Raw genomic sequence first — 18,437 nt, forward strand, 5'->3', positions numbered from 1 at the left:
GAATCCGGTAAACAAGCTACTCAATTGGCAATAGGTCTGAGCGAGTCGTGAAATCATAAGATGCCTCCTTTGTTTCATTGTACTATAGGAGAAAGAGAAAACGATAAGGAGACGAGATCATGAAACGATTTACGAATGAAGGACACACCCTCGTATGCTTTGACTTTGATGAAACCTACTTTCCTCATGCATGCACACCAGATCAATTGGCATCCGTTCGACGGCTCGAAGATTTTTTGGAACAATATTCCCATCGATTGTCAACGATGTGGGTGACAGGTAGTTCACCCAAATCGCTACGTGAAAAAGTTGAACAGGCAAACCTTCGCTTTTGGCCTCACCGTATCGCTTCAAGTTTAGGTACGGAATTGTATCATATTGACGTAGACGGAACGTTTTCTTTAGAAGAATCCTATCAAGCGTTATTCCCGAGTGATTTTATATCTCGTGTGGAACGTGTTGCGTCACAGATTGAACAGATGCGGATTGAACTAGAAGCGCAACCGGGTTTTGGGACGAGTCCTTGGATCCGTAGCTATTACATCCGTGACCAAATCGGGTCTTGGAGCGAAACGCTTCGCATGCTAGCTGATCAAGAAGGGATTGCTGTCAACATCAGCCAATGCAATCCGCAAGCGGGTGATCCGATGGATGCATGGGATATTGATTTTTATCCAATGCATGCCGGGAAAGAATCGAGTGTTCGATATGTATGCACCACTGCTTCCTTCTTACGCAAAGAAACATATGCGTTCGGCGACAGTGGGAATGACCTTGGGATGTTAGCGCATGTAGGGAAAGGCTATTTAGTGGGTAATGCGACCGAACAGGCAAAACAGATGTATCCGGAGATGACAACAAAATCTTATGCAGAAGGGATTTTAGAAGTATTGGAATCTGATTTGTCCTCTTTCATATAGTGCATGATTTCCTCTAATGAACGGATGAGGGTCGCACGAATCGTTTCGGAATGTGGATTGAAGTGAAGACGTTGTTGCCAAATCCGACAAAATAAATCGGTCAAGGCCGCCTCTGCAGTTGCAGGATGGTCATTCAGATGAAGCGCATATCGATAAAGTAGTTTTTCATAGCGTGAGTATAAATGTTCTAAGGCTTGGCGATTTTTAAGACGAACTTGATCGACCAGGTGTTCATCGAGTGTAGGAGGCATATGCAACTCCTTTCGTATGGAATGAAGGTTTCAACGATAAAAGAATCAGGAACTTTACTCAGATAAAGCATCCTCTCTGTTCATTCACTCATTTGCTCCCATTTAAACCAAGGAATATGAAGAATTGCAGTCGAATATGCATGCCCCTCAACGATTCAAAACGTGTGATAACAATTCGGGCAAGTCTGTGCGTCTCCCGGCGCACGTTTGAATGATGTTTTACACTTCGGACAAGTGACGGTTTCGCTCTGTTGATTAAACAAACTGCCACGATTGAATAAAATGTTGCGAAGGTTTGGTAACGCCAGTGCAGCGAAAATCATTGCCCCGAATAAAAAGGCAGCCAAGATCAGTAATAATACATAAGTCATCGGTTTTTTCCTCTCTCATTTGATTTCCTTTATCATAATCGAAATTTGAATCAGCGAACAGCTTATCAATAGAAGTGAGAACAAATGTTCTGTATAATGAAGACAAAGGAGGGAAAACAGGATGAGAGAAGAATTGTTACGATGGATGCGTTCGGGACAAGTCACAGAAATGGTGTATGTCGATCGACATGGGACATTTTCAGAGCGGCGGGTCAAACTGATTAAAGTGCAAGGGGAGTACGTGGTGGCATGGGATTTGAATAAACAAGCGAGACGAACGTTTCGAATCGAGCAAGTTCTTGCCTGTCTTCCCATCAACGGACGATTTAGAAAGCGAAAGGCGGAGATTGGATGATTGCCTTACCAACGTTAGCAGCTCCAGCTAAAAGGGCACTAGTCGCTAAAGGAATCGAGTCTCTGCATGAATTGTGTCCCTATACACGCCGTGAGGTTGCGAGTTGGCATGGAATCGGACCGAATGCCCTTTTTGTCCTTGAGGCGGAGCTACTAAAACACAATTTAGCATTCAAAATGGAGGAACCTAGTACGTGAGTGAAACGTCTAGGTTTTTTTTGTGAAGTGATTGCTTTCCTTTGAAAACGGGAAGTAATATATTTGTCATCTCAATTGCCGTTAAAATCTAGTAACATGACGATAAGGTTTTATGAACCTAGCGACACCCATGAGAAAGGACGTACACATCATGAGAACGAAACGTTTATCCGCCATTTTACAAAATGAGATGGATGACATCTTTGATCCATGGGTGACCGGAGTCGAAACGGACTCTAGGAAGGTCAGTTCAGGGAATGTCTTTATTTGCATTCGCGGCTATACGGTTGACGGTCATAAGTTCGCAGAAGACGCCGTCGCCAACGGTGCGAGTGCGGTCATCTCAGAATATCCACTCGATCTCGATGTACCAAATGTGGTTGTTGCCGATACGAAACAAACGGCAGGAGCGGTTGCGAGTGTATTTTATGACCACCCCTCTCATCGGATGCGTATATACGGTGTGACAGGAACGAATGGAAAAACTACGACAGCGACATTGACTTATGACTTGTTGCGTCTTTCAGGACGTCGTGCAGGAATCGTGAGTACGATTGGCGCGCGTTTTCATAATCAAACGATTGAGACAGCCAATACGACACCAGAAGCCGTCGTCTTACATCGCATCTTAGCAGAGATGGTCGATGCAGGCGTCACGGATTGCGTACTCGAGGTATCATCGCATGCCTTGATGGAAGGTCGCGTAGCGGGCATCCACTTTCATGCGGCCGCGTTTACGAATTTGACGCATGACCATTTGGACTACCATCGTTCGATGGATGAGTATGCCCGAGCCAAAGCGCGATTGTTTGAACAGGTGGAAGTGACGAACGGTGAGGCGATCGTGTTAAATGCGGAAGATCCGGCTAGTCATGTCATGGCTGAGTTTGCGCCGACACGTCGAGCGATTATGTATAGCACGACAGTAGATGTAGAGGCTGATGTACAAGTCATCTGGCGTGACGAGACGGTACTCGTCAGGATGAAGGAGTTCAAACTCGAAGTGCCCGTTCGATTCATGGGGGCGTTCAATGCGGCGAACTTAGCAGCGGCAATCGGGCTCGTGTCGACTTCGGATATGGCGCTACGAACCATCGTTACAAATGTTCCAGGACTCACTTTGCCAAAAGGGCGGTTGGAACGTTTGGCTACAGAGGATGCTGAGATTTATATCGACTATGCCCACACACCAGACGGGCTAGAGAAATGTTTGTCTACATTGCAACAAGATAACCGTGCACTTGTCGTCGTGTTAAGTGCGGCAGGAGACCGTGATCCTACGAAACGTCAAGATATGGGACGTATCGCAAGTCGCTATTCGAATGAGGTGATTGTCACCGTACATGATGTCCGCATGGAAGACCCAAAACAAATCATTCGTGATTTAGTAAAAGGTATCCAACCGGATGTGAAGTATGTGACGTTTGAAGCAAGGGAAGAGGCCCTTCGACATGCGGCCACGCAAGCGTTAGAAGGAAAGCGTGTCGTGGTCGTCGGAAAAGGACATGACCACATTGAACGAATCGGTCGACAGTCGATTCCATTTAATGAATCGAACATTTTATTGGAAGAATTGAAAAAACGAAAAGGCCAAGAGCCCGCCGTTTAACAAAACGATGACGTTTGTCATCGTTTTTTAATGTGTGAAGAACGTGAAGGAAGGTAATACCTAGTAATGTAGTAGAATTGAAGGAGGAGAATAGACATGTCAGTTTTGTACAAAGAATTTACAAATGATGAAGAAGTCGTCACCGCCGTTCAATCGATGAAAACAAATGGGATTGATGAGTCCAACATCTACGTCATCACACATGACGATGACCGGAGCAAACGTGTCGCGGATAATGCCGATGCGAACACCGTTTCAGCAAGTGACGTCGGTTTGGGGACAGCCGCCAAAAATGTGTTCCGCAAAAAAGGAGACGAACTGCGAGCCGATTTTCAAGAGCTCGGCTTCACAAAAGAGGAGGCAGAGCGTCTCGAAGAGAAGTTAGATCAAGGCAAAGTACTCGTCGTCGTGAAAGACGCACCTGCCGGATTCACTATCTGATTCCACACCATGGAGAATAGAGAGGAAAGAGGCTGAATCGTGAATGATTCAGCCTCTTTTGATGGACTTAGCGAAGACGGACGACGGTGCGACCACTCAATTCACCACGCATCATCGCTTCGGCGTGGCGAGGGACGTCGTGTAACGGAATCTCATGGATCATCTCATTGAGAACTTTCGGATCGATGAGTTCTTCGAGACGTTCCCATGCGTTCGTACGACGAACCATGGGTTGCATGACCGAGTCGATGCCGATGAGCTTCACGCCGCGTAAGATAAACGGATAGACGCTCGTTGGCAACTCGGCGCCTCCGACGAGACCGCATGCGGCGACAGCGCCTTCGTATCGTGTCTGACTCAAAATGTTGGCGAGTGTATTCCCACCGACCGAATCAATTGCGGCATCGAAGCGTTGCTTGGCGAGGGGACGAACAGGGCCTTCTAATTCGCTTCGATCGATGATCGTCTCGACACCGAGTGAGCGTAAGTATGGTGAATCTGTTTTACCGGTCGAGGCGACGACATGGTAGCCAAGACGACGAAGCAAGGTAATCGCGAAGCTCCCGACACCTCCGGTCGCGCCTGTGACAAGTACTTCTTCACCCGGACGCACACCTGCGTGTTCGAGTGCATCAATGGAAAGCATGGCGGTAAGTCCTGGTGTTCCGATGGCGATTGCATCTCGCATGCTCAATCCTTTCGGTAACTTCACGAGCCATTTCCCCGGTACTTGCGCATACTGGCTAAATCCACCGAAGTGCCGTTCCCCAATCCCGAAACCAGTGGCGATTACCTCGTCGCCAACTTTGATGTCGAGGTGGTCTGATTCGACGACAGTTCCAACGAATTCGCATCCCGGAATGAACGGATAGCGATTGACGATTTTACCAGAAGTCGTTAATCCGAGCGCGTCTTTATAGTTCACCGCAGAGTAGTGAACTTCCACTAACACATTTCCGTCCTCTTCTTTCGGAAGGACATCGGCTTGTACTTCTTTTACTTCGGCATGAAGGCGTTCCTCGTGCTGGTCGAGCACGAGTGCTTGGAATGATTCATTCATCTGCTTAACCTCTTTTCCTATGGATGTCTTCACTCTAACAGTCTTTCCCTCACAAAATGAAATATATGCACGAATCTTTAGGGGGAAACGGGTAGAGAGTGGTACAATAGAGGGGATTCAAATTGCGTAAGGAGGAATGTAGTATGCGGCACGATGACTATGAGTTTGACGATGTAGAAGTAGAAGAAGGCGAATTGTTCAACGTATACGATATTCTCCCACCGGACGGGACGATCCTGGAGATGGCGACAGCTGAGGAAATGGTTCGAGCGGCCGAATTAGAAGCGAAGCATCATGCGCTTCAACGGCTCCAAGATTCAAACTTCCAGTTAACAGGCGTGTCGTTCAAAGAACTTCTGACAGAATTTGAACAGTATGAGCAAGAGTCAATGGAGTTCTGGACAGGTGTCTATAACCGGTTACGCATTCCTTGGGCGTGGACGATTCGAATCGATGTGGCCAATGGTCCGATTCATGTCGTGAACGATCGCGATATCTTTATTGATGAAGACGACTTCGAAGAATACGATGTTGATGATCTATTAGAGGAATACGAAGAAGATTGAATCAAAAACGTCTTTCCCTCATTCAGATGGGAGAGACGTTTTTTTGTCGTGGAGCAGGTCGTGACGAATCCGACTGAGTTCAGTCGCTCCAAATAATAAGCCGACACTACATAAAATTGAGACACCACTCACCATCGCCCCGACGACGGCGGTATCTCCAATCATTGTGAATGACATGGTGAGGCTGAACAGTCCAAATAGCAGTAATCCTCCAGCAATGGTTTTCATAAAATTCACCCTTTCACGTATCTATGCATGTAGTGTAGACGGTTTGACGAGAGAAGGGTGTTTCTTTTTTTGACCTGGTAAATTATTTAATCAAGTCGTAAATCGAATAGGTCTTGCCATTTTCTAGGGGGCGGTCAATTAACTGTTCAGCAAATACACGAGCAACCGTTTCAGGAGAGCGGAGTCGTCCTTCTGTTTCGTATGAACGGAATTGTTCAAGGTCAGCGAACGCCTCTTTCGAAGAAGAACGAATCTCCGCCTGCATCGACGTATCCATCACACCTGGATTGAATAGAGCTGCACGATGTGAGGTTCCTTCTAGCTCTAGTGCAAGTGTCTCTGTGAAATGATCGAGTCCTGCTTTCGTGCCACAATATGCGCTCCAACCTGAGATCGGACGCTTAGCAGCGCCAGAGGTCACATGAATCAAATCGGTCGGCTTGTTGAAAGCGAGGACCGCATTCGCCAATAGCATCGGCGCAAGCAGGTTGGCGTGGACATGAGCGGTCACTTTCTCACCATCTAATTGTCCGACACGATGAATCGGTTCAATCCATGCTGCATTTTGAACGAGCAAAACCGAATCAGCCCGCTCTAGAAACGGTGTGATCTCCCGAATGACTGCATCAATCCCCGAAACGTTTGATAGGTCGACTGATCGTTGCTGATACGTAACGTCTTCCGCCTGTGAGCGAGAGAGCCCGACCACCTCGTAATCTCTAGCTTGTAGTTCCTGAGCGATGGAACGGCCGAGACCACGCGATGCGCCTGTGATGAGAGCAAGTTTCATATACATTCCTCCTATTCGTGAATCGTTTTCCGAAAACCGTAGAACGGACGAAACCGTAATTTCTCGTAATATGTGTGGGAATTTTGACTTGCGAGCATCTCAAGCCGTGTGTCTGGATAAAGTGTATGGACGTGTTGGAGTAACTGTTCGCCAAGACCACGTCTACGATATGTAGAAGCGACCAACAGTTCACAAACATACAAACTGACTGTCGTATCAGTCAATCCGCGCAAATAAGCGACAATCTTTCCATTTTCAGACTCCATCACATAGGTGACGTTTGATTGACGCCATGCCTCACGGGTCAACGCGTCACGTTCTACCAATTGGCTCCAACCTTCATCGCGATTAAGTTGTTGAATCGAGTCAAAGTCTGATTCCATATAAGTACGAATGTTCATTCAATCCGTTCTCCAATCTGCATTTCAATCTGTTTCATGACGTCGAACGCCCCATCTGATTGATTTGAACAAATGACCGAGATGGTATCGATTTCTGGATAGTAACCAGAATGGAAACTGATACCAGGGTCATAGCCCATCACGTGATATTTATAGACATCTCTCGATGCGTGATGTTGAATCCAAAGTCCGTATCCATAACTCCCGCCGCGGTCATTAACCGTCACGTGTGGTGTCAAAAGAAGCGACGTAGAAGCGGTATCAAGAAGCTGATGTGAAAACAGCGATTTCCAAAATTTAGTCATGTCTTGAGCGGTCACATACGCGCCACCATCTGCTCCTCCTTTGATCGGAATCGCATATTGGTTTGTACGCCACGTGCCGTCCGAGTTGTCGATATAACCGAGCGCTGTTTTAGCAGGCAAGGCATCGAGTGAAAAGTATCCGGAAGCGGTCATACCGGCAGGCTGAAAAATCGATTGTTCGACGTAATCGGTGAAAGATTGTCCGGTCACTTCCTCGATAATCAACCCTAACAAAATATACCCCGCATTATTGTAGGAGAATCGAGAACCCGGTTCGTCCTTCATGGTTTTTTGTTGAAACAGTGGTAGAAAATCACGTAACTGTTGAAGTCGATACATCGGAATATCACGCCATAACGCTTCGAAGTCATCAGAGACGGATTCATCAAAATAGTCAGGGATTCCCGACGTGTGCGTCAACAGTTGATGCACCGTGACGTTTGGTGACAGATGAGGTAAGGCGAATGTTTGAAATGAGCCAAGCGTGGTGGAGAAGGATAGTTTCCCTTGCTCGACTAACTGGCAAATCGCGATTGCTGTAAACAACTTGCAACCGGACGCGATCCCGAACCGTGTCGTCACGTCATGTTGAATCTGTTCTGAGCGATTCGCATAGCCGTAAGACTGGTGGATTGATCCGTTTCGATTGGTGAGCAAATAGACACCCGAAAATGTCTCGTCAATCGATGGATGTTTGAAATGTGGCATGAGAAACCTCCATGTATTGAGTGATTCAATAAGTCGACTATATCATGTCCATCACAATCTCTCTAAAATTTACTCAATTTTCAAAAAAACATTTACCAAATAACAGGAATTGAGACAGGTGTCTGACCTCGAACGTGGTACGATATGGGCGAACAGAGAGGAAGTGGATTCAATGACGTTATTCTTCTGGGGGGTACTCGTTGGATTTTTGATTGCCTTGTGGCTATCCAAACGTCCACAGCCACATGCACAGTCTCTTTCGTTTATGCATTTCGGGAATCAAACGAAAGATGTCATTTATATTTTTGAAACGAAACCGACTTGGCGTTTCCGATACATCAGTCCTTCTTTAGACTTATATCTCGGAGAAGGAACGGTGATGCGAAGTTATTCAGATGCACAAGATTGTTTTCGGAGAATCCATCCGGATGATCGACGTCTCCTGCTCGATAAAGTGGCGGGACGCGTCAACTATGAAGAAGCGATTCTTCAGCGATGGCGCACGAATGACGGCACTTATGTATGGTTCGAGGAATACACGACGCCAATCTATGAGAATGATGAAATCGTAGCGGTTCAAGGTGTGATTCGGAACATCGAGGCAGCCATGACCGAGCGTGAACGTCTCATGTATGAAAGTCGCCACGATAGCTTGACCGGTGTCTTCAATCGTCGAGCGTTTGAAGAAACGATTGCTCAAGCCGAAAATGCGTGTAACGTCGGAATCATCGTGCTGGATGTGAACGATTTGAAAGTCGTGAACGACATGGAAGGGCATTCTGCTGGTGACGATTTGTTGAAACGGGTCGGGAAGATTCTTCAGGGAATTGAATCATCCGTGTATCGTTTAGGGGGAGATGAGTTCGTCTTGTTTCTAGAGATGATGCCTCGCGATGCATGTGAACGAATGGTTCGTCAAATCGAAGCGGCTTGTCAAAAAGAATCGATTTCTGTCGCCATCGGGTTGGCGTGGGCATCTTGTCCAGAAACGATTGAGGCGCTTTGGCAACGTGCGGACGATGCCATGTATGAACGGAAGCGACAACAAAAAGTAGACCTCTTTGACGTGTAAGTTCAAGGAGGTCTATTGGTTTAGCTGCTTTGTTCTTCTACATCGGACGGCTCTTCACCCAAATTGTTTAAATAGCGTTCATAACGAGAAATACCATAGCGGTAAGATGCCCAGATGAGCCCGGACGTTATGACGACAAGTCCCACTGTCAGTGGAGCAAACCATTTGGAGACGATGCCGTTCGCATAAGCGAGTCCGATTGGCGAGAAGACAAGATAAACGAAAATCATCGAAGCGACGAGTAAAATCGATGTCGAAAGGGCATGCCGCCACGGTTTGACTCGTCCGAGTTCGATTTGAATCGGATTTGCTTGCAGCATCGGTCGTACACGCGCAAATACGAGCATGATTCCCGTTTCGATGACGAAGAGGATTCCGTAAATATGGATAAAGTTGATGCCGATTTCGACGTCGAACCATTGTTTCGTTCCCCACACGAGGAAATAGTAGGCGATGACGTGGAAAAAGACGACGGTCTTCGCGGCGATTGGCGGCACACGTTTAACAAGCATCCCGATTAAAACGATGACGAGAATCGGGATGTTGAAGAAACCGGTGAAGCGACGAATCAAGTCCCACAAGCCATCTGGCGCATACATAAGATTCGGGGCGACAAAGAACGAGACGAGTGCAACGAACGTCCCGAACCATTTGCTGACGCGAATCAAATCTTGGTCAGAAGCATCCGGTTTAAACTTCGGTTTGTAAATGTCGAGTACGAAGAGCGTCGCGATACTATTCAAGAGCGAGTTGAACGAGCTGAATACGGCACCGAGCAAGACGGCGAGGAAAAAGCCCATGAGCCACATCGGTAACAGCTCGGCAATCAAACTCGGATAAGCGAGGTCTGCCTTCTCGACGTTCGACCCGTACAAGTGAAACGCGATGACGCCAGGTAACAACATGAAGATTGGAACGAGTAATTTCAAGTAGCCGGTAAAGAGAACGCCTTTTTGTCCTTCCGCTAAGTTTTTTGCACCGAGGGCCCGTTGAATCACGTATTGATTCAGTGCCCAATAGAACAAGTTCGCAAAAATCATTCCGGTGAAAATGGAGAGAAACGGGACCGAGTCGTTAGCGGAACCGATGGCGTTCAACTTTTCGGGATTCGTCGTCGCAATCGTCTTCATCCCGTCCAATAAATTCCCGTCCCCTAGTGCGAGAAAGCCTAGTGTCGGAACGAGGAATCCAATAATGATGAGTCCGATCCCGTTCAACGTGTCCGATACGGCAACGGCACGAAGACCTCCGAAGATGGCATAAATCGCCCCGATAATCCCAATGAACCAAACGACGAGCCAAAGGGACTGCTCAAAGCTAATGCCGAGAAGGGCCGGCACATCGAACAGTTGCAGGACGGCTAATCCACCTGAGTACAGCATAGATGGAATCGTGACGCACATATAGCCGAGTAGAAATAACAGGACGGTCAATCGACGAACGTCCTCGTCATAGCGTTGACTTAAAAATTCAGGAATAGTCGAAATCCCGATGCCAAGAAAGCGTGGCAACAAAAAGAGCGCCATGATGATGGCGGCGATACCGGCCGTCACTTCCCAAGCCATGGCCGACATGTTGCCGGCGAACGATTGGCCATTCAAGCCAATCAATTGTTCCGCTGACAAGTTGGTCAACAGGAGCGATCCCGCGATGAAGACGCCTGTTAGACCGCGACCGGCCAAGAAGTAATCGTCGGCGCTTTCGACTTTTCCTTTCGTCATGCGATACGAGACGTAAGCGACGAGCGCCATGAACAGGGCACCGGTCACGAGTATGTAGAGTACTTGTTGAAATGTCATGAAATCCCCTCATTCCTTACTTATGTTTTATATGTATTTGTAGGAAATACCCTAAATTATAAGAAGGTAGTCCTATTGTTTTGATCGAATCATACAGAAACCATGAACGTGGGGACGATTGCGTACTTGTCGTACGAGAGTAGAAAATCGATGAGGATGGATGGACCGATGGGAGGGACCTCGTGAAGAAGTGGATGATTGGAATGTTATCTGTTGTAGTGATAGCAGGTTATATCATGTTTAGCGAAATGCTGAAAGAAGAAAACACGAGTGATTTGGCTGTGACCGAAAGCTTCCGACACATAGACGATTTAGCTACAAGCTCGCCGATTGTCATCGTCGGCAAAGTGAGAAGTGCTCCTAAACCGTTTACACATCAATCGGTCACATTCTTTGAATCACACATTCAAGTGCAGCGTGTCTATCGAGACGTGAATGGTCAACTGAAGTCAGCCGATACGATCACCCTTTTACAAAATGATATGGAAGAAGACCCGCTCGTCAAACGAGACGAGACCGTTTTGCTGTATTTACAAAGATATGAAGGACCCGTGATGGAGAATGCATATCGGATTGTCGGTCTACAACTGGGACATTTCAAAGTGGATCGGACAGGGACACTGACTTCGGTAGGAAAACCTAACCTTTATCAAGAAAGCGGGCTCAGTGCTGACTTGAGCAAACTAGAGACATCATTGAAAGACAATCCTTATGTGGAAGAAAGAAACGAAGTGATGACGGATGAGGAAATCGAGGCTTTCAATGAAAATGAAGAGCGTTTGTTAGAGGAATCTCAACAACATAGCGAGTAAAAGCGGTGCTGACAAAATCAGCACCGCTTTTTATAATCGAATGTTCTTTCGAATGTCAAAAAAACTGAAGCATAGACGTCGCAACCGTGAAGTAGATGATGAGCCCTAGGTTGTCCATCAATGTCGTGATGAACGGTCCGGAAGCGACAGCCGGGTCTAACTTCAGGCGATTGATGAGAAGCGGGACAACCGTGCCGATCATTGTGGCGACACTGAGTGCGGCAAAGATGGAAACTCCGACAATGAAACCGATCAGCATGTTGTCATACAGCAGCGTGATGACGCCAAAGATGACAATCATACACGCAATCCCTAAGATGATGCCGGTTCCGAGTTCGCGTCGAATCATCTTCATAACGTTCTTTCGATTGATGGTCCCGAGTGCAATTGAGCGCACAGCGACGACGAGTGATTGCGTGGCTGCGTTCCCGGCAGAGCCCATGACAAGTGGCATGAAGACAGCGAGAAGCACAATCGTTTCGAGGGTGTCTTCGAAACCGCCAATCGTCGAAGCTGTAATCATGCCGAGAAACATGAGGCTGACAATCCAAGGGGCACGTTTTTTCGCTGCTTCAAGCGGACTCATGTTGATATCAGACGAACCTTTCGTCGCGGAGAGTTCTTCAAAGTCTTCTGTCGTTTCGCGCTCGATGACATCTAATATATCATCGACCGTGATGATGCCAAGTAGCTTTTGCTGATCATCGATAACGGGAAGGGCCAACAAATCGTACTTCTGGACAATCCTGGCCAAGTCTTCCTGGTCGGTCATGACGTTTGCCGAAATGACGCGGAACCCCATGATGTCTTCAATTTTCGCCTCGAGCGGTGCGACAATTAAATCACGTAAGGAGACAACACCAACCAGTTGGTGCGCTTGGTCGACCACATATAAGTAATAAATCGTTTCGGCATCTGGTCCGAGTTCACGCAACTCTTCAAGGGTCAGTCCAACCGTCTTATCAGCTTGAAGGACGACAAACTCAGTTGTCATGAGCGATCCGGCCGTTTCTTCCGGATACTGCATCAAATCTTTGACTTCTTGTTCCTCAATATCATCCATCTGCTCGAATAGCGTGTCCATGAACGCATCGGGTAGTTCCCGCATCAAGTCGGCCGCGTTGTCCGAATACATTTCATTCAAGATTCGGACGGCATACGACTGAGGTGTTTCTTGGATAAATGTACATTGTTCCTCTAACGTCAGCTTTTCAAATAGATCGGTGAATACCTCAGGGGAGATGGTTCGATACACGAACGACCGCTCATGTTGATTTAGTTCGATAAAATGATCCGCCTGTTCACCCGGGTGAAGGGAGAGAAAGAGATCTTGAAAATCGACCGGGTCTCCCTTTTGAATCAATGTACGAAGCGCTGCTTCATGTTCGTTGTATTCCGTTTCTTCAATTTTCATATGCTCACATCCTGATCTCTCACGTTTTCAATTTCATTTACGGTGAATAAAAAAAGTTTTCTACATTTTTTAGGGCGATACTATACATCAGCCATACATCTTATTTCCCTTTGCCATCGTCCTGATTTCTAGAGCATTGTTTGTTCATTCACATGAGTGAACATTTATTCATATCAATGCGGAATCGGCAACAGGTGAACTGTCGGATTAGACATTCGCAAATTTGGTAAAGTGATAAGGTAAGGGTAGTCACACACCCGAATCACAAGGAGGAAGCGAGATGATCTCAATGACGAATCAACCGATTTCACAAGATACGACGCTGAAACATCCGATTCATGTGTATTCAGAAATTGGAGAATTAAAAACGGTATTACTGAAGCGACCGGGTCGGGAGTTAGAGAACCTTACTCCAGAATATTTAGAGCGCCTCTTGTTCGATGATATTCCCCATTTGCCGGTCATTCAAAAAGAGCACGATTATTTTGCGAGTGCGCTTCAAAATCGTGGTGTGGAAGTCCTTTACCTCGAAAAACTAATGGCCGAAACGTTATCACTCCCTGGTGTGCGCGAAAAGTTTGTCGCGGATATCTTATCGGAGTCCAAATCAAATATCAACGGTTCTTACGAAACATTAAAAGAGTATTTACTCGATTTTGATAACGAAATGTTGATAGAGACGGTGATGGCCGGTATCCGGAAATCGGAGATCAAGCCAGAAAAACGCCGACATCTGCATGAAATGATTGAAGACACGTACCCCTTCTTTTTGGATCCAATGCCAAACCTCTACTTTACACGAGACCCGGCCGCTGCAATCGGTCACGGACTCTCCATCAACCGCATGAAAGAACCGGCACGTCGCCGTGAATCGCTCTTCACGCAATACATTATGCGCTATCACCCACGCTTTGCGAAACATGATGTTCCCATCTGGTCGGACCGTGATTATCGGTTTGCGATGGAAGGGGGAGACGAACTCGTCTTGTCGAAAGAAGTCGTCGCCATCGGCATCTCGGAACGGACGACCGCGCAAGGCATCGAGCGTGTCGCCCTCAACCTACTCAAGCATGGAGACAGCTTCAAAAAAGTCATCGCCATCGAAATTCCAAAATCACGCGCCTTCATGCATCTTGATACCGTCTTCACGATGGTCGATCATGATAAATTCACCATCCATCCGTTCATTCAAGGACCGGAAGGGAAGATGAACATTTTCGAGCTCACGTTAAACGCGGAAGGTGAACTTCAGATTGCCCAGCACTCGGATTTGTTGAAGGTGTTAAAAGACGTCCTCGGCTTACAAGAGGCGACGTTGATTCCTTGTGGTGGTGGCGATCCAATTGCGGCAGCCCGAGAACAATGGAATGATGGATCGAACACGCTCGCCATCGCGCCGGGTGTCGTGGTCACGTATGACCGAAACTATGTCTCGAATGAGTTACTTCGTAAAGAAGGCGTCGAAGTGATTGAAATCATGTCGAGTGAACTATCACGCGGACGTGGGGGTCCACGTTGCATGAGCTGTCCGATTATCCGACAAGACATCTAAATGTGATAAGGAGGAAGCAGTATGTCTACAACGTTCAATTTTGATTTGAAAGGTCGTCATTTTTTATCGCTAAACGAGTTTTCGGGTGAAGAAATCAACTACTTGATCGATTTGTCTGCTGCATTCAAACGTCAGAAAAAACAAGGTGTTCCACATCGGATTTGTGAAGGTAAAAACATTGCCTTGCTCTTTGAAAAACCATCGACGCGGACGCGTTGTGCGTTCACGGTCGCTGCCATCGATTTAGGGATGCATCCCGAATATTTAGGCAAGAATGACATCCAGTTCGGGAAGAAAGAATCGGTGCGCGATACCGCGATCGTCCTTGGACGCATGTTTGACGGCATTCAGTTCCGTGGCTTCGCCCACGAGACGGTCGAAGGTCTTGCGAAAGACGCAGGCGTACCGGTATGGAACGGCTTGACCGACTTGTATCACCCGACCCAAATCTTGGCTGACTTTTTGACGGTGAAAGAACAAAAAGGAGAACTTGCCGGAATCAAATTCGTATACGTGGGCGACGGACGGAACAACATGGGCAACACGCTGTTGATCGGTGGTGCAAAAGTAGGAATGGATATGCGGATCTGTGCACCGAAATCGCTCTGGCCATCTGACGAAATCGTGAACTATGCGAAGTCGGTCGCTGCTGAAACCGGTGCTGTGATCACCTTGACGGAGAGCATTGAGGAAGCGATGGATCAAGCGGACGTCGTCTACACGGATGTCTGGGTATCGATGGGCGAGGAAGCGGCATTCGCAGAACGGATTGAACTGTTGCGACCATATCAAGTGAACATGGACATGCTTCAAAAGAGTGGCAATCCAGACATCATGTTCTTACATTGCCTCCCTGCCTTCCACGACTTAGAAACGGAAGTCGGTCGAGCGATTCACGAACAGTACGGTTTGACGGAAATGGAAGTGACCGATGAAGTGTTCCGCAGTCGTCATTCGTTCGTATTTGATGAGGCGGAAAACCGGATGCATACCATCAAGGCGGTGATGGCGGCGACGCTCACGGAGACACGCGAATGGCTTGATCGTTGACGAGGAGGGGATTCCCCCTCCCGGTTCAAAATAAGCGAAAGGGATGAGTAGAATGTCTACGAAGTTGGAGCATGACTCAGGTGGTTCGGCTGGAGTACATCCTGACAAGCAAGACAAGCGGTTAGGTCTCGGAGCGTTGACGGCACTTGTCGTCGGATCGATGATTGGTGGTGGCGCCTTTAACTTGGCTGCCGATTTGGCGCAAGGTGCGAATGCGGGTGCCATTCTCATCGGGTGGGTGATTACAGGGATCGGGATTATTGCGCTCGGTCTCAGCTTTCAAAATCTGACGATGCGCCGTCCTGATCTCGATGGTGGTGTATATAGCTATGCACGGGCAGGCTTTGGGTCGTTCGTCGGATTTAACTCGGCCTGGGGATATTGGTTGTCTGCCTGGCTCGGGAATGTGGCGTATGCCACACTGCTATTCAGTTCGGTCGGTTATTTCTTCCCGATTTTTGAAGGGGGACAGAATATCGCGTCGATCATTGGCGCATCAATTATGCTGTGGCTCGTGCATACCCTCATCTTACGTGGGGTACATGAGGCGTCGATGATCAACATCGTCACGACGATTGCCAAGCTCGTCCCAATTTTTGCATTCATTACGATTACCTTGTTCTTCTTTAATCTCGAAAACTTCACCTTCGATTTTTGGGGACAAGGCGGTTTCTCGTGGGGAAGTGTGCGTGATCAAGTCGTTTCGACAATGCTCGTGACGCTTTGGGTCTTTATCGGTGTGGAAGGAGCCGTCGTGCTATCCGGTCGTGCTCGGAAACGTTCGGACGTCGGGAAAGCAACCGTGATCGGGTTGCTCGGTACGCTCGTCATTTATTTGCTCATTTCTATCATGTCGCTCGGTCTCATGACTCCCGAAAATGTAGCGAACGCCTCGCAACCAGCGATGGCATATTTGCTCGAGTCGGCCGTCGGTCCGTGGGGTGCGATGCTCATCAACGGGGGACTCGTCATCTCTGTCCTTGGCGCATGGCTCGGTTGGACGCTGTTAGCGGCAGAAATCCCATTCGTTGCCGCCAAAGATGGAGTCTTCCCGAAATGGTTCACGAAAGAGAATCAAAATCAAGCTCCTGTCAATGCCCTTTGGCTAACGAATGGGTTGATTCAGCTCTTCCTCTTCACATTCTTGATTTCAGATGCCGCATATAACTTTGCCTTTTCTCTCGCTTCGAGTGCGATTTTGATCCCATACGTGTTCTCGGCCTTTTACCAAGTGAAAGTGGCGAAGAACGGAATCGGATACAGTTCCGGTGAACGAAAAACACGCGATTTAGCGATTGGATTGGTCGCTTCCGTTTATGGACTATGGCTCATATACGCCGCTGGAATCGATTATTTACTTCTCACTACACTTTTATATGCACCGGGAACCCTTCTCTACATGAAGGCACAACGTGAAAATGGCATCAAGTCACTCACTAAAACGGAATGGATGGTCGCCGGTGTGTTGACCGCACTGGCCATCTTCGCCGTCGTACGCATACTATCGGGTAATATCTCAGTCATTTGATCGGGGGTATGGATATGGAGAAAAAACGTGTGGTCATCGCCTTAGGCGGGAATGCGATTCAGCAAGGCAAAGATGCGACAGCCGAAGCACAAATACAGGCAGTTGAGGCAACGGCGGAATCTCTCGCTGCACTCATCGCTGAAGGAGTCGAGGTCATCATCACGCATGGGAACGGTCCGCAAGTTGGAAACCTGATGTTGCAACAAGCCGCATCAGACAGTCCAGCCACACCAGCGATGCCGCTTGATGTCTGTGGTGCGATGACGCAAGGGATGATTGGATACTGGTTTGAAAACGCATTGACCAAAGCACTGCGTGCACGTGGCCTTGAACAGCATGTGGCTTCTCTCGTGACACGAAGTATTGTCGACCCGAACGATAGTGCGTTTCATCATCCGACCAAGCCGATCGGTCCGTTTTATACGGAAGAAGAGGCACTCCATCTCGAACGGACGACAGGTTACGTCTTCAAAGAAGATGCAGGACGTGGGTATCGTCGTGTGGTGCCGAGTCCAATCCCTATGAAAATCGCCGAACACGCCGTCATTCGAACACTCGTTGAAGCGGGGCACATCGTCGTCGCTTCTGGTGGCGGTGGCATTCCCGTCATGGAGACAATGGACGGATACGTCGGCATCGAGGCGGTCATCGATAAAGATTTCGCGGCTGCGAAACTGGCTGACCTCGTCAACGCAGACGTCTTACTCATTTTGACGGCTGTCGAACATGTGTATGTCAATTTTGGGAAGCCGGACGAGATGGCACTTCAAGAAACGTCGAAAGAACAGATGGAGACGTATATCGCGGAAGGGCAGTTCGCGCCAGGCAGTATGTTGCCGAAAGTAAGAGCGGCGCTGCAGTTTGCCGAATCCGGTACGAACCGTGTCGCCATCATCACGTCGCTCGATCAGGCTGTAGCCGCCATTGACGGAGAAGCTGGCACACGTGTCCGTCTGGCCCCATCACTCCAACAATAAGAATGTGTCGCAGACGTGAAGCGTTTGCGAC

21 protein-coding genes are annotated in these 18,437 nt (G+C 47.9%); 12 read left to right on the forward strand and 9 right to left on the reverse strand.

Annotated elements, in window-relative coordinates:
- Positions 1–119: 119 nt before the first annotated feature.
- Complete coding sequence (locus KNO70_RS00550) at positions 120–920, forward strand: HAD family hydrolase (RefSeq protein ID WP_214810741.1); 801 nt, start codon at positions 120–122, stop codon at positions 918–920.
- Here the strand turns inward: KNO70_RS00550 and KNO70_RS00555 are convergent.
- Positions 866–1,171, reverse strand: a complete 306-nt coding sequence (locus KNO70_RS00555; protein WP_078147789.1) for an RNA polymerase sigma factor — start codon at positions 1,169–1,171, stop codon at positions 866–868. The genes KNO70_RS00550 and KNO70_RS00555 overlap by 55 nt on opposite strands.
- A gap of 155 nt (positions 1,172–1,326) precedes the next feature.
- Positions 1,327–1,542, reverse strand: a complete 216-nt coding sequence (locus KNO70_RS00560) for a hypothetical protein (RefSeq protein ID WP_012727536.1) — start codon at positions 1,540–1,542, stop codon at positions 1,327–1,329.
- 121 nt (positions 1,543–1,663) lie between these two features.
- On the opposite strand from KNO70_RS00560, the gene KNO70_RS00565 reads away from it, so the two are divergent.
- The 4 genes from KNO70_RS00565 (at position 1,664) to KNO70_RS00580 (ending at position 4,144) form a co-directional block, all read left to right on the forward strand.
- Complete coding sequence (locus KNO70_RS00565; RefSeq protein WP_074035487.1) at positions 1,664–1,897, forward strand: WYL domain-containing protein; 234 nt, start codon at positions 1,664–1,666, stop codon at positions 1,895–1,897.
- Positions 1,894–2,094, forward strand: a complete 201-nt coding sequence (locus tag KNO70_RS00570; protein ID WP_159563075.1) for a helix-hairpin-helix domain-containing protein — start codon at positions 1,894–1,896, stop codon at positions 2,092–2,094. Before KNO70_RS00565 ends, KNO70_RS00570 begins: the two co-directional genes overlap by 4 nt.
- A 151-nt stretch (positions 2,095–2,245) precedes the next feature.
- Positions 2,246–3,703, forward strand: coding sequence for a UDP-N-acetylmuramoyl-L-alanyl-D-glutamate--2,6-diaminopimelate ligase (locus tag KNO70_RS00575; RefSeq protein ID WP_214810749.1), 1,458 nt, complete (start codon positions 2,246–2,248; stop codon positions 3,701–3,703).
- Positions 3,704–3,799: 96 nt separating this feature from the next.
- Entirely contained in the window at positions 3,800–4,144 is a 345-nt protein-coding gene (locus KNO70_RS00580; protein WP_078147786.1) for a YflT domain-containing protein, read from the forward strand.
- A 67-nt stretch (positions 4,145–4,211) separates the two neighbouring features.
- Here the strand turns inward: KNO70_RS00580 and KNO70_RS00585 are convergent, their stop codons facing one another.
- Positions 4,212–5,204 (reverse strand): MDR family oxidoreductase, encoded by a 993-nt coding sequence (locus KNO70_RS00585; protein WP_214730186.1) that lies wholly within the window; start codon positions 5,202–5,204, stop codon positions 4,212–4,214.
- A 143-nt stretch (positions 5,205–5,347) separates the two neighbouring features.
- Between KNO70_RS00585 and KNO70_RS00590 the strand changes: the two genes are divergently transcribed.
- On the forward strand, positions 5,348–5,770 hold the full coding sequence (locus tag KNO70_RS00590; protein ID WP_012727530.1) for a hypothetical protein: 423 nt from the start codon (positions 5,348–5,350) through the stop codon (positions 5,768–5,770).
- Between the two features lie 18 nt (positions 5,771–5,788).
- Here KNO70_RS00590 and KNO70_RS00595 read toward each other — a convergent pair whose 3' ends face one another.
- The 4 genes from KNO70_RS00595 to KNO70_RS00610 form a co-directional block, all read right to left on the reverse strand.
- A complete protein-coding gene (locus tag KNO70_RS00595; protein WP_078147783.1) occupies positions 5,789–5,998 on the reverse strand; it encodes a hypothetical protein in 210 nt (69 codons plus the stop codon).
- 82 nt (positions 5,999–6,080) lie between these two features.
- Positions 6,081–6,788 (reverse strand): SDR family NAD(P)-dependent oxidoreductase, encoded by a 708-nt coding sequence (locus KNO70_RS00600; RefSeq protein ID WP_078147782.1) that lies wholly within the window; start codon positions 6,786–6,788, stop codon positions 6,081–6,083.
- 11 nt (positions 6,789–6,799) lie between these two features.
- The gene (locus KNO70_RS00605) at positions 6,800–7,189 is read right to left on the reverse strand and encodes a GNAT family N-acetyltransferase (protein ID WP_074035497.1); all 390 of its coding nucleotides are present in this window, start codon (positions 7,187–7,189) and stop codon (positions 6,800–6,802) included.
- The gene (locus KNO70_RS00610; protein WP_214758054.1) at positions 7,186–8,202 is read right to left on the reverse strand and encodes a serine hydrolase domain-containing protein; all 1,017 of its coding nucleotides are present in this window, start codon (positions 8,200–8,202) and stop codon (positions 7,186–7,188) included. Before KNO70_RS00610 ends, KNO70_RS00605 begins: the two co-directional genes overlap by 4 nt.
- A 118-nt stretch (positions 8,203–8,320) precedes the next feature.
- Here KNO70_RS00610 and KNO70_RS00615 point away from each other — a divergent pair, with 118 nt between their 5' ends.
- On the forward strand, positions 8,321–9,274 hold the full coding sequence (locus KNO70_RS00615) for a GGDEF domain-containing protein (protein ID WP_214810751.1): 954 nt from the start codon (positions 8,321–8,323) through the stop codon (positions 9,272–9,274).
- Between the two features lie 20 nt (positions 9,275–9,294).
- Here KNO70_RS00615 and KNO70_RS00620 read toward each other — a convergent pair whose 3' ends face one another.
- Positions 9,295–11,073, reverse strand: coding sequence for a solute:sodium symporter family transporter (locus KNO70_RS00620; RefSeq protein WP_214758056.1), 1,779 nt, complete (start codon positions 11,071–11,073; stop codon positions 9,295–9,297).
- 182 nt (positions 11,074–11,255) lie between these two features.
- Between KNO70_RS00620 and KNO70_RS00625 the strand changes: the two genes are divergently transcribed.
- Positions 11,256–11,885, forward strand: coding sequence for a hypothetical protein (locus tag KNO70_RS00625; RefSeq protein ID WP_214810752.1), 630 nt, complete (start codon positions 11,256–11,258; stop codon positions 11,883–11,885).
- Between the two features lie 55 nt (positions 11,886–11,940).
- Here KNO70_RS00625 and mgtE read toward each other — a convergent pair whose 3' ends face one another.
- A complete protein-coding gene (mgtE, locus tag KNO70_RS00630; protein WP_078147777.1) occupies positions 11,941–13,299 on the reverse strand; it encodes a magnesium transporter in 1,359 nt (452 codons plus the stop codon).
- A gap of 322 nt (positions 13,300–13,621) precedes the next feature.
- Between mgtE and arcA the strand changes: the two genes are divergently transcribed.
- Genes arcA through arcC form a run of 4 tightly spaced genes read left to right on the forward strand, consistent with a single transcriptional unit; the run spans position 13,622 to position 18,406 of the window.
- Complete coding sequence (gene arcA / locus KNO70_RS00635) at positions 13,622–14,851, forward strand: arginine deiminase (RefSeq protein ID WP_031422019.1); 1,230 nt, start codon at positions 13,622–13,624, stop codon at positions 14,849–14,851.
- 21 nt (positions 14,852–14,872) lie between these two features.
- Positions 14,873–15,901 (forward strand): ornithine carbamoyltransferase, encoded by a 1,029-nt coding sequence (argF, locus tag KNO70_RS00640; protein ID WP_078147776.1) that lies wholly within the window; start codon positions 14,873–14,875, stop codon positions 15,899–15,901.
- Positions 15,902–15,953: 52 nt separating this feature from the next.
- Positions 15,954–17,429 (forward strand): arginine-ornithine antiporter, encoded by a 1,476-nt coding sequence (gene arcD / locus KNO70_RS00645; protein ID WP_214685280.1) that lies wholly within the window; start codon positions 15,954–15,956, stop codon positions 17,427–17,429.
- Positions 17,430–17,443: 14 nt separating this feature from the next.
- Positions 17,444–18,406, forward strand: coding sequence for a carbamate kinase (gene arcC / locus KNO70_RS00650; protein WP_078147774.1), 963 nt, complete (start codon positions 17,444–17,446; stop codon positions 18,404–18,406).
- The last annotated feature ends 31 nt before the right edge of the window (positions 18,407–18,437 follow it).

The organism is Exiguobacterium sp. s181, from assembly GCF_018617125.1.
GTDB classification, from domain to species: domain Bacteria; phylum Bacillota; class Bacilli; order Exiguobacteriales; family Exiguobacteriaceae; genus Exiguobacterium; species Exiguobacterium profundum.